Consider the following 11,914-nt stretch of genomic DNA (forward strand, 5'->3'; position numbering starts at 1 on the left):
TTTTACTATGGGGTTAGCAAAAATATTTATATAATGTATTGGGGGGTTTTTACGATTGTTATTATATAATGCGTCCACCCATAAGTGTTCACAAAGTTACTAATTTTGCATAGATGTTTTTATGCAACATGTACAAAAATGTCTTTCAAATAACAATCATAAGCCCTTTTCCCAACTTAAATTCCTTCCACAACCACGCCTTCTTCTTCCGGCTGCGGGATCGGATCACCGCCAAAGAGAGCCTCAAACTCTGCACGTCCGATCTTTTCTTTTTCCAGAAGGAGTTCTGCACACTTGTGTAAAACATCCTCATGCTCTTTGATCAGTCCAGTTGCCTTGGCATAACATTCCTGAATGATGCGCTTGACTTCGCCATCAATGGTCGATGCAACCTGCTCACCATAGCCTCTGGTATGTGCCAAGTCCCTGCCGATAAAAACTTCATCCTCATCATTATCGTAGTTGATCGGTCCGACTTCTGCGGAGAAACCATACTTGGTGACCATATCCTTGGCTGTCTGGGTCGCCTTCTTGATATCCGAAGATGCCCCTGTCGTGATGTCGTCAAAAATGATCTCCTCCGCCACACGACCGCCCAGAGAAACGATGATATCCTGTAACATCTTACCCTTGGTGTTGAACATTTCATCCTTTTCCGGCAGCGGCATAGTATAACCCGCTGCTCCCTGTCCGGTCGGAATGATGGATACCGAATAGACCGGTCCGACATCCGGGAGGACATGGAAGAGAATGGCATGTCCAGCCTCGTGGTATGCCGTGATCTTCTTCTCTTTTTCGGAAATGATACGGCTCTTTTTCTCCGTACCCAGACCTACTTTGACAAAAGATCTCTTGATATCATTCTGGCAGATATAAACTCTGCCCTCTTTTGCCGCTAAGATTGCCGCCTCATTTAAGAGATTTTCCAGATCGGCTCCGGTAAAGCCTGCGGTCGTCTGTGCAATCTGCTTGAGATCCACATCATCCCCCAAAGGCTTATTCTTGGCATGCACATGCAGGATCTCCTCACGTCCGCCAACATCCGGTCGTCCAACAAAGACTTTGCGGTCAAATCGTCCCGGACGCATGATCGCCGGATCCAGAATATCAACACGGTTGGTCGCTGCCATCACGATAATACCCTCGTTGACACCAAAACCATCCATCTCGACCAGCATCTGGTTCAAGGTCTGCTCACGCTCGTCATGTCCGCCGCCCATACCGGTTCCGCGTCGTCTTGCCACGGCATCGATCTCGTCGATAAAGACGATACAAGGCGCATTCTTCTTTGCCTCTGCAAAAAGGTCACGCACACGGGATGCACCGACACCTACAAACATTTCAACAAAATCAGATCCCGAAATACTGAAAAACGGCACGCCTGCCTCTCCGGCAACTGCCTTGGCAAGCAAAGTCTTACCGGTTCCCGGAGGTCCGACTAAGATCAATCCCTTAGGAATACGGGCACCCACCTTGGTGTATTTTGCCGGATCTTTCAGAAAATCTACAATCTCTTCTAACTCTTCTTTTTCTTCTCTCAGACCTGCTACCTGTGCAAAACGCACCGGCATCTTGTCCTGCGTTGTCATCGTAGCACGGCTCTTGCCAAAATTCATCATCTTGGTATTGGCTCCGCCACCCACCTGTGCCTGTGCATTCATCATCATCATAAAGAGGATGAATACGACCGCAACAACGATCAGCATTGGGAGCAGGCTCTCCATGAAGCCGCTGTTGGGAACATCATTTAAACTGTAGTCAACGCCTGCCTCATCCAGGGTATCCTGCAACTCGCCTACATCAGACACATAGACGGTAAATTTCCCACCGGCAGTCGTCGTGATCGTCACCGATCCGGTCGGCACCTGTTCATTCTGGTGAATGACTGCGGATGCCACTTCGCCCTTTGCCAATGCCTTGTCAAACTAGCTGGAAGTATAAGTTGCCGTCTGTGGATTGGAAATGGAATACCAGATAAATACCACGATCAGGATCAGCACAACATATAAGCCCAGACCCACTCTATTCTTTTTCAATGATTGCCTCCTTTATAACTCTACAACCCCGATGTATGGCAGATTACGATACTTCTGGTCATAATCCAGACCATAGCCTACAACAAACTCATCCGGAATCGTGAATCCGACATAATCAACGTCCACATCTACCTCACGGCGATCCGGCTTATCTAACATGGTGCACAGACGAACGCTCTTGGCATTGCGCTCCTTAAATACATCCTGTAAAAAGTGCAGAGTGTTGCCGCTGTCGATGATATCCTCCACGATCAGGACATTGCGTCCATCTACCGGAATCTCGACATCATTCTTGATCTTGACCTCACCGGTAGATACGGTACCGGAACCATAACTGGAAGTTGTCATAAAATCGATCGTTACCGGAACGGTGATCCTTTTTGCCAGTTCGCAGGCAAAGAAAGATGCGCCGCGCAGAATACAGATCACATATACGCTCTCTCCTTCATAGTCTTTGCTGATCTGTGCTCCTAACTCTGCAATTCTTGCTGCCAGATCCGCCTCAGGGATCATCTCTCTGATTGTCTCACTCATTTTCATTTTCCTCCAAAATCTGTATTTTTAATATTCTTTTTGTATGATCGTCTACTTTATAATACGTACTGATCCGATAACCAACCGCCCAGATCACATGGTCGCCATCGCATAAAAGCGGAACCCGATCACGTTCCCACCTGGATACCTTTTCGTTGACAAAATAATCCTGTAATGACTTGCGACCACCGGACGCCGTCACGGTCAGATAGTCTCCCTTACGCCTATAGCGTAATTGAATAGCATTCTTTATCTTATCATAATCGAACCATTTCGTATAGAATTTTCTAGGAATTTCCATCTTGGGATCATAGGAAAAACTCGATACCTCTATATATTTTCCTGTCTCCGGCAAAGGGATACGGATTCCTTCTTGGATCTCCTCCGCCGAAAAAGTATGGCAAAGATCCTCTTTTTCAAGGCCACTGTCCCCACATCGCATTTCCAAGCCTTCGTATGTGCGGGCAACGCTCAAGCCATAAGGCAGTTCCACTCTGCGCCCCGTCTGCGCCGAAAAGAGTTGATCCAAGGCTTCCAAATGTGCCGTGCTGATGTCCCGCAGACCGGCTACATAAGCCGCCAGCCACAGGTATAGGACCTGACACCGCAAAAAGGAAGGCTGGTCTTTCAAAGGTTCTGCCAAGAGCAGATCTCCCTGCCTAGACTGGGCAAGCAGGTCTTTTGCCACCTGTCGGATATAATCTGCCACCTGCCCCAGATATAAGGCTTCCCTGCCCAGATGATCGCCTGCCTGAGCATTGATCTTTTGCAGTTCCGGCATGACCTGATGACGCAGGCGGTTCCTGTCATAATGGATATCCGTATTCGTGCTGTCCTGGCAGTAGGTCTGCCCCAGACCCGCCAGATAGGCTTCCACTTGTGCCCGGCTTGAGGATAGGAAAGGACGGATGATACGTCCCCTTTTGACCGGCATGCCCCGCATGCCCTCCAGTCCCGTACCCCGCACCAGATGAAAAAGCATGGTCTCTCCGTTGTCTCCGGCATGATGGGCTAAGGCAATGCGCACCGGGTGCCCCAGTTCTTTTTCCCAAGCCTCGGCTTCCTGCGTAAGAACCGCATAACGCGCCTCCCGCGCTGCTTCCTCCACAGCCGTCTGCGCTAAAACCGCATCCTGCAGGCGGTCTTTGACCGATATGGTCCGCTCCTCTATTCCCAGATCCCGGCACAGTTCTTCTACGAAATATTGATCCCGCAGGCTCTCCTGTCCCCGGATGCCATGTTCTACATGAATACAGCGCAGACAGATCCCCAGACGGTCACGCATCTGCCATAGAAAGCGTAAGAGCGCCACAGAATCTGCCCCACCCGACACGCCGACCAAGACACCGTCACCCGGATGTATGAGGTCTTCCTGCTCTATGAATCTGCAAACACTTTCTTCCCATTTTGCCTGCTGCATTTCTTACCTTTCCAACGCCTTCAAGACCAGCACGGTCATATCATCCGCCGCTGTCCCTCCGGTAAAGAGCAGGACACGCTCTATGATCTTTCGTGCAAATGTCACGGCATCTGTATCTGCCAGTTCTTCGATCAACTGACGCAGCATCTCTACCGCGTCCTCAACCTGCAAATATTCTAACACACCATCCGTAACGAGTACAAGATAGTCCCCTGCTTCCAGATAGGACCGAAAAGGCAGTGCCTCCAGGGAAGCACTGGCTCCCATAGGCAGGCTGTCCGCCTCGATCACTTCCGTCCGCCTTTTATGGCGCACAAAGGAGACATGTGCCCCCACCTTATAACAATCCACGATCCCGGTATATTCGTCCACCAGACAGGCATCCAGCGTCGAAAATCGTTCTGCCTCCGCGCCAAAGATCATTGCCGCATTCATCAGGCGCAATGCCATATCTATGGTAAAACCGGCTTCGGCAAACTGCAAAAAAAGGCTGACGACCGTATCACTCTCCTCGTGTGCCTGTCTTCCGCTGCCCATCCCATCGGATAGTGCCATAACAAAGACTCCCTGCTCCAAGCGTCTGGTGCCGAAACTGTCCCCGGAGATCGTCTGCCCCCGCTGTAACATCTTGGCAACGCCATAGGTGCACTCCAGTTTCGGTCTTGTCACAAAGACATAGTCTGCCCGCTCGCGCCCCACAATACTGCGGTTCTGTTCAACCATCATAAGAGTTTGTCCGGTACAGGTCTCTATGATCGCCAGCACCTCCTTGCTGGTCATGCAGACACCGGCGCGCGCCGCCAGTTCCATAAGGATCCGACAGGTTCCGTTTTTCCGCCGGTAAAAATGCAGATTCCATACCCTAAGCCCGACCTCGCGCAAATGGAAACGGATCTTTGCCAAAAGCCAGCGTTCTTTGTCATCGCAAAGCCTGTCCGCCTCCATACAGTCTTCCATCACATATGCCATGGCATCGATCTGTCCGGCAATCATTTCCCTATGCTCACACAGGCGGCGATACCATGCCAGATTTAACTCGGTACGCTCAAAGATTCCCAGTGCTTCCCGGATCAAAAGTTCCGCCCGCTCGCACTGCCGCCCGATCTTCTCCTGTAAGACCGGATCGATCTTTTGTCCTTTTTCTGCCTGGGCAAACAACTGCTCCATGGCAAGTGACATGGCACTCCCCTGTGCCAGACATGTCTCGTAGCGTCCACAATCTCCGCAGATCCGTCCCCGCAACTCCTGCTGCATGGCGACAAATCCCATGCCTGCTTCCCCTTCTTTCGGTCTTACCAGCGCCTCCATGCTCTGTGCCAGCCCACTCATGGCTCTGGAATATTCTCTTGCCTGGAGGGGAAGGACACGGGTACCGGTCTTTTTTTGCATACTGTGCCAGACCTCCTCCAAAAGATCCATCCCCCGACAGGTAAAATAGGCTCCACCAGCCACCAAAAGCCCCTCCAGCACTGGCAGGATCCCATAGGGAAAGGTCATGGTCTGTGTCGCCGTCATCACGCGTCCGCCATAGGTGATCGCCACCAGAATCATGCCCAAAAGGCTTGTCTGCCCCATGCGACGCACCAATATATGCATATGCCAGAAGATCGCAAGTACCACCATCCAGACTAAAAATGTCACGCCGTAGCGAAAGAGGGATGCGATCGGCAAAAAGAGTACCATCCACAAATAGGAAAACGGCACACACAATCGCCTGTTCTCCTCGTTCAGATAACACGCCCCAAATATGACTGCCACAAAAGGATAGCATCCCAGCATCTTAATATGGCAGGCCAACAGCCCCAGAAGCAGATAAATCAAAGTTCTTGCAATCTTGTCTTTCATAATGTGCCTCCTATTTCACTTGCAGAGGCTATTATAAAAGGACTTCCCTGCATTATTTGTCAAAGGAAGTCCTGCTTATCTTTTTTCTATCATCTTTATGTTCTATTTTTCGCGAAAAATCGTCTCATTATCATAAACCAAGCCCAATTTATCCTTGGCAACTTTTTCTTTGTATTCATCCGACTGGATATACTGTTCCTGTTCCTCCAGTTCCTTTTGCTTGTCCTCTTGCTCGCTCAGTTCATTCTGCTTGGTCTGCTCCGTCTGCACCAAGGCCTCATTCTTCTGGTATAGGCGCACCATCTGCACGGAGAGCACCAGCACTAAGAATATACCAATGCAGAGAAAAGAGATCCTTCCTGCGCTATTTCTATTTTTCTTTTTCTTTCTCGGTCTTCTACTCATATATCGTCCCTTTTTTCTTTTTGTTCTGTCCATTTTGCCAGAAAGGCAAACAGACGATCACAGCCTTTCCCCATATAGCGGTAAAGGCTTGAAAAAAATTTACAGATGACAGCAAGTGGGACATACAATATCCGTCTTACCAACTTACTACCTATAGCATAATACAAAATCATCCCGGCTGCACCTATAAATAATTGACAAAAACGTAAAATCCCCTCCGTTTCTGCATTTTGTACCTGCCAAATAACAAGACCTGCAACGATCCAATAGAAAAAATCGCCCAGAGCCGCCCCCTCTTTGGTAATTTTGCTGATGCGTCGCAGGGTGCGGATCAGATCGTATCCCAATCCCAGACCTATGCCCAGAAGAAACATGACCCAGAGGATATGTCCCTGTTCCGTCACAAAAGAATACAAATGCATTATTTAAACATCCGTCCTAAAAAGCTCTCGCCCATCGCCTTAGCGGAGACAACTTCGGAATAGAGCAAGGCGTCTACCCTGCCTTCTACTTCCAGATCGCCTTTTTCCACAGACAGGCGGTTGATATGGAGATCATTGCCCTTGATGGTAAGCATCCCCTCCGAGGTTTCCAATAAGATCTCCCGCAGATCAAAGGAGATCACATCTAAAATCCCGGTAAGGCTGATTCCTTTCCGGTTCGTCATCAATAATTTGTGGTTGGTCATGACCTGTTTTTCTTCCATAGGATCTCCTCCTGATACATTCTTATATCTCTATCCTATGTCAGAAATCCAACTTTATGACAGCAATTCCTATAGGTAACGGAACATGTCCTTTGCCTCTTCCTTTTTGGTCGTATCTAAGAGTGCCAGCACCTCGACCTTGACCGGCTTGTTGCCAAAGGCGATCTCAATGATGTCTCCTACCTTGACCTTGACCGAAGCCTTTGCCTCTTTGCCATTGACCATGACACGCCCTGCATCACACGCCTCGTTTGCCACAGTGCGGCGTTTGATCAGACGGGACACCTTCAAAAACTTATCTAAGCGCATTGTCCTTACTTCCTTCCTGCTTATACAAAAAAGGCTCAAAACCGAAGTTTTGAGCCAGATGTTCATAAAACAATATGAATTAGTTCATCATATCCTTTAAAGCCTTACCAGCCTTGAACTTAGGAGCCTTAGAAGCCGGGATCTTCATCTCAGCGCCAGTCTGAGGATTTCTTCCTGTTCTAGCAGCTCTCTCAGATACTTCAAAAGTACCGAATCCAACTAACTGGATCTTCTCACCCTTCTTGAGTTCTTCTGCAACAACATCTGTAAATGCCTTTAATGCTGCTTCTGCATCCTTTTTTGAAAGATCTGCCTTGCTAGCCATAGCTGCAACTAATTCTGTTTTGTTCATATTAACTTCCTCCTATGGAATATAAAATAAAATATTATGTCAGAGGTCTGCCTCCAAAATAACTACAAAAATATTTATAAAGGTTTTACCTATTTTTGTCAAGGCAAAGCCCTTATATTTTCAAGGTTTCCCGACGTTTTGCCATATTATACAAAATAATAAATAATCTTTGTGTAAGAATACTACAACATCTTTTCTACCAAGGCATTGACAGCCGCTTTCATAGCCTCTGCCTTAGCATCTGCATCCGCCAGGGAACTTCCCTTGATACCAAAATAGAATTTAACCTTTGGCTCTGTACCGGAAGGACGGACGCATACCCATGCATCATCCGTCAGTTCATAATAAAGCACATTGGAACTTGGAAGTCCGGTCGGGCGTACGGCACCGGTAGCAATATCAGTGATCGTATCGTTCTTATAATCGCGGACGGCTGTCACCTGATAAGCACCGATCTCCTTTGGTGCCTCTGCACGCAGGGTATTCATGATCTGTCCGATCTTTTCCAAGCCCTCGATGCCCTTTAAGGTAATGGCTGTAATGCCATCCTGATAATAACCATAACGCTCATACATAGCGATCATAGCATCCCAGAGGGTCATATTCTTGGTCTTGTAATATGCGGCAGCCTCACAAAGAGCCATAGAAGCCACAACCGCATCCTTATCTCTTGCATAGGTGCCTGTCAGACAGCCGTAACTTTCTTCCATACCAAAGAGGTAAGTTCCCTTGCCTGTCTTTTCCATTTCTAAGATCTTCTGACCGATGAACTTAAATCCGGTCAAAACTTCAACCAATTCGATGCCGTAGTAGTCTGCGATCGCATCTGCCATGTTGGTAGAGACGATTGAACGCACAAAGACACCATCTTCCGGCAGTCCCTGTAACTCTTTCTTTTGTCCGATCAGATAATCGCCGATCAGACAGCCTGACATATTACCGGTCAGAGGATGATACTCGCCGGTCTTGGCATCCTTGACATATACGCCAAGTCGGTCAGCATCCGGGTCTGTCGCAAGAACAAGATCAGCATCCACTTTCTTTGCCAATGCCAGTCCCAAAGTGAAGGCTTCCTTTGCCTCCGGGTTCGGATAGGAAACGGTAGGGAAATCTCCATCCGGCAATTCCTGCTCCGGTACCACATAGACATTGGTAAAGCCAAGTTCTTTTAAGACACGTCGCACCGGGATGTTTCCGGTACCATGCAGTGGTGTGTAAACGACCTTGATCTGAGATCCCACTGCATCAATGGCATCCTGATGTACGACTAATTTCTTTAACTCTTCGATATAAGGATCGTCGATATCCGCACCGATCGTCTGATACAGACCTGCTGCAATGGCTGCATCCTTGTCCATCTTCTTGCATACAGCGTAGTCTGAGATCGCCTTAACCTCGTTCATGATGCCGCTGTCATGTGGCGGTGTGATCTGCGCACCATCTTCCCAATATACTTTGTAGCCATTGTACTCTGGTGGATTATGACTTGCAGTAATATTAATACCAGCAATTGTATGTAATTTACGTACAGCATAAGATAATTCCGGTGTTGGACGAAGGGATTCAAACACATATGCCTTAATGCCGTTTGCTGCTAAGCAAAGTGCTGCTACATCTGCGAATTCCGGTGACATATGTCTGGAATCGTAGGCGATCGCTACGCCGCGGTCCTGACCGCCGACCTTTAAGATGTAGTTGGCAAGCCCCTGTGTTGCCTTGCGCACGGTATATTCATTCATACGATTACAGCCTGCACCGATAATACCACGGAGACCCGCGGTGCCAAATTCCAATTCCGTGTAGAATCTCTCCTCGATCTCCTTCTCATCTCCTGCGATCTGACGCAGTTCTTCCTTTGTAGCCTCATCCATGTAGTCGCTTTCCAGCCACTGCATATACTGCTCTTTGTAACCCATAGTATCCTCCTTATATGTGTTCTGTTTTTATGATAATTGCCAGACTAATTTTCGTCAAGCAATGTAGATAACATCTTTGAAATGGTCGTCAGGTAGTCCGTATCCGTAAGACTGGAAGAACTGCTGTCCGAAGTCTTGGACGAACTGCTCTTACTTGATGAACTCTTGCTGGTCGATCCGGTAGACTTGTTACTATTGGTACTGCTGTTTGATGAACCGCTGCTCTTACCGGTATCGGAAGATGTTGATGTATCTTCTTCACTCTGCTTATCCCCTGTCGTGCTCTCACTTTCTTCCAGATCCAGTGAGATCGTCGCACTTTCGGAATTGACGATCAGTGTCTTTTGCCAGTCATCATATCCCTCTGCCACAACCTTTAGGGTATGAGATCCATAGGTAACCGGCACTGCCTGTCCGACCGTGATCTGCTGTCCGTCAATGTAGACCGATGCACCTGCCACTTCAGATGTAACCGTCAACTGACATACTTTTGGTCCACTGCCTTTTAACTGATCAAGATCAACTAACGTTGTCTCTCCGCGTGCCACGGTATATGTCCCGGTTCCGCCATAGCCCTTGTTGGCAACCGTGATGGCATAGGTTCCTTCCGGCACCTCCAGAAGCATATCCCCAGTGATCTTAGTAAAGATCCGGTTGCCGATACAGATCATACTATCCACAAAGATGGAAGAATTCTGCAATTGGATATACCCATGCCCAGTCGTCACAATGACGGACCAGACCTCTTTGTCCTTGCCGATAACCTGCAAGGTGTCATCCGTCCCGATCATATCCAAACTAATGCTTGCATCCTGAGAAAAAGCCATAGTATTGGAAGTGATCCGGTACTGGGTCTGCCCGATCGTAAAGATCCCTTTTTCCATGTCGATCTTGTAATTGGTGACATCTGTCTGATTCCAGACCTGATCAGACATCTTCACGCTGCTCAGGCAGATGCCGCCGTAATGTCCCCGATTTGTACAACCTGCCCTGGTGTAAAATGGATCGAACTATAAGAATCCCCATACTTATCCATAAAACGGGTTCCCAGCGTATAAGCATAGCGCACCTGACGTTCAGACTCCGGCGCATACAGGGTCATCGTCTCTCCCACCATATCCATTTGTTCAATAACAAAATCCTGCGTATCTTCTTCCGTGTCTGCCTTCTCCTCCTCTTGCTTTGCGGCAGGCGCACGATAGGTAAAAGGTTCGTTCGATTCCTCTTTCCCACAGGCACTCAGAGCGCCAAGACAAGCAAGCAGACACAGCAGAATACCGCTTGTTTTTCTTATGTTTTTCATAGGTCGATTATAAACTATTCCGCCAGATTATACAATAAGACCAGAAATTCCTGACGTGCCTTCTCCTGCGCCAGGATCTGCCGCAATTTGTCACCGTCACGCTTGGACGACCATGTCTTTTTGTTGTTATTGTAATGATTGGCGATCTTCCAGAATTTTTCCGGATACAAAAGGCGCAGATAGAGTTGCTGCAATTCCCCCGTGCGGAAAGGGCGGACTCTCTGGTAGGTCATGAGCATCTGCCTGCCCAGTTCCGCGTTCCAGCGGTTCTTTTCCAGGGCTTTTCTCGTATATTTTGCCAGATCGCTCATGGCGCTGTCCATGCGCATGCTCTCAAAATGCTGTATGTGCGAAGTTCCGCTGCAATCCAAGACATTGTGATGGTGATAATCGCCATGGCATAACTGTAATTCTTCCTTTAGGGAAAGTATCTCTTCTTCCACTTGCTCCCCCTGTCCGTAAAAAGTCCCGTATGCCTGCTCGTACAAGTCTTCAAATCCCGTCTTCTTTTTCTTCTTGCGGATATAATTCCGCAGGTTCTTAAGTTCCCGGTTATGCCGTCTGACTTCCTCCGCCAGCAGATGCTGCGGCGCAAAAAAGACCTCCTTTTTGTCTGTCTCTATCGTTTCCAACTGCAAGTGCAGGTCTGCCAGTTTTCTTGCCCCCTCCAAGACCTCAAAGGCATTTTTGACGTCACACTCCCGCCCGGGCTGGTAAGACTTTAAAACATAGGTCGGTCCGCCTTCTTCCCGGACCGCATATGCCCCCTCCTGTGTCGGCAGGATCTGCTCCACCGCAGGATCCCAGGCCTTTAGTTCTGCCAGCACCTGCGCCAGTCCTTGTGCTTTTTCCATGGATCCGGTAAAAGACTTTAACATATAGACCGCCCCTGCCGTATGTATAAAAAGACTCCCCCTTCCTTTTGTCACGCCCGTAACTTCCAGAGCATAGGCTCCCAGCAAATTTTCTCCCTGTCCCAGACGCGGAATAACAACCTGTGTTTTCTCTATATTTTCACACATAAAAAAATCCTCCATAAGACGAACATGATGCTTCGATATCTGTTCATCTTATGAAGGAATCCTTCA

The 11,914-nt window shown here is 48.3% G+C and carries 13 protein-coding genes; all 13 read right to left on the reverse strand.

Features of this window, described 5'->3' with window-relative positions; translation table 11 throughout:
- Positions 1 to 176 precede the first annotated feature (176 nt).
- Complete coding sequence (ftsH, locus tag DW996_RS08595; protein WP_118535435.1) at positions 177 to 1,913, reverse strand: ATP-dependent zinc metalloprotease FtsH; 1,737 nt, start codon at positions 1,911 to 1,913, stop codon at positions 177 to 179.
- A gap of 135 nt (positions 1,914 to 2,048) precedes the next feature.
- On the reverse strand, positions 2,049 to 2,570 hold the full coding sequence (gene hpt, locus DW996_RS08600; protein ID WP_118281495.1) for a hypoxanthine phosphoribosyltransferase: 522 nt from the start codon (positions 2,568 to 2,570) through the stop codon (positions 2,049 to 2,051).
- Positions 2,563 to 3,990: a tRNA lysidine(34) synthetase TilS gene (gene tilS, locus DW996_RS08605; RefSeq protein ID WP_118535436.1), complete on the reverse strand. Its 1,428-nt coding sequence runs from the start codon at positions 3,988 to 3,990 to the stop codon at positions 2,563 to 2,565. Before tilS ends, hpt begins: the two co-directional genes overlap by 8 nt.
- A 3-nt stretch (positions 3,991 to 3,993) precedes the next feature.
- Positions 3,994 to 5,835 carry a SpoIIE family protein phosphatase gene (locus DW996_RS08610; RefSeq protein ID WP_118535437.1) on the reverse strand — a complete coding sequence of 614 codons (1,842 nt, stop codon included), beginning with the start codon at positions 5,833 to 5,835 and terminating at the stop codon, positions 3,994 to 3,996.
- Positions 5,836 to 5,937: 102 nt separating this feature from the next.
- On the reverse strand, positions 5,938 to 6,240 hold the full coding sequence (locus DW996_RS08615; RefSeq protein ID WP_158575292.1) for a septum formation initiator family protein: 303 nt from the start codon (positions 6,238 to 6,240) through the stop codon (positions 5,938 to 5,940).
- Positions 6,237 to 6,662, reverse strand: a complete 426-nt coding sequence (gene yabQ, locus DW996_RS08620; protein WP_118535439.1) for a spore cortex biosynthesis protein YabQ — start codon at positions 6,660 to 6,662, stop codon at positions 6,237 to 6,239. The genes DW996_RS08615 and yabQ overlap by 4 nt, the downstream gene beginning before the upstream one ends.
- The gene (gene yabP / locus DW996_RS08625; RefSeq protein WP_118281490.1) at positions 6,662 to 6,946 is read right to left on the reverse strand and encodes a sporulation protein YabP; all 285 of its coding nucleotides are present in this window, start codon (positions 6,944 to 6,946) and stop codon (positions 6,662 to 6,664) included. Before yabP ends, yabQ begins: the two co-directional genes overlap by 1 nt.
- A 69-nt stretch (positions 6,947 to 7,015) precedes the next feature.
- Positions 7,016 to 7,255, reverse strand: coding sequence for an RNA-binding S4 domain-containing protein (locus DW996_RS08630; RefSeq protein WP_118281489.1), 240 nt, complete (start codon positions 7,253 to 7,255; stop codon positions 7,016 to 7,018).
- 79 nt (positions 7,256 to 7,334) lie between these two features.
- Positions 7,335 to 7,607 (reverse strand): HU family DNA-binding protein, encoded by a 273-nt coding sequence (locus tag DW996_RS08635; protein ID WP_118281488.1) that lies wholly within the window; start codon positions 7,605 to 7,607, stop codon positions 7,335 to 7,337.
- A gap of 182 nt (positions 7,608 to 7,789) precedes the next feature.
- Positions 7,790 to 9,523, reverse strand: a complete 1,734-nt coding sequence (locus tag DW996_RS08640) for a phospho-sugar mutase (RefSeq protein WP_118281487.1) — start codon at positions 9,521 to 9,523, stop codon at positions 7,790 to 7,792.
- Between the two features lie 44 nt (positions 9,524 to 9,567).
- Positions 9,568 to 10,458: a PEGA domain-containing protein gene (locus DW996_RS08645; protein WP_118535440.1), complete on the reverse strand. Its 891-nt coding sequence runs from the start codon at positions 10,456 to 10,458 to the stop codon at positions 9,568 to 9,570.
- Between the two features lie 11 nt (positions 10,459 to 10,469).
- Positions 10,470 to 10,826 (reverse strand): hypothetical protein, encoded by a 357-nt coding sequence (locus DW996_RS08650; protein WP_118535441.1) that lies wholly within the window; start codon positions 10,824 to 10,826, stop codon positions 10,470 to 10,472.
- Between the two features lie 14 nt (positions 10,827 to 10,840).
- Positions 10,841 to 11,848: a phosphotransferase gene (locus tag DW996_RS08655; protein ID WP_158573042.1), complete on the reverse strand. Its 1,008-nt coding sequence runs from the start codon at positions 11,846 to 11,848 to the stop codon at positions 10,841 to 10,843.
- Between the last annotated feature and the right edge of the window lie 66 nt (positions 11,849 to 11,914).

The sequence above is a fragment of the Roseburia sp. AM51-8 genome, assembly GCF_003478275.1.
Classification (GTDB): domain Bacteria; phylum Bacillota; class Clostridia; order Lachnospirales; family Lachnospiraceae; genus Pararoseburia; species Pararoseburia lenta.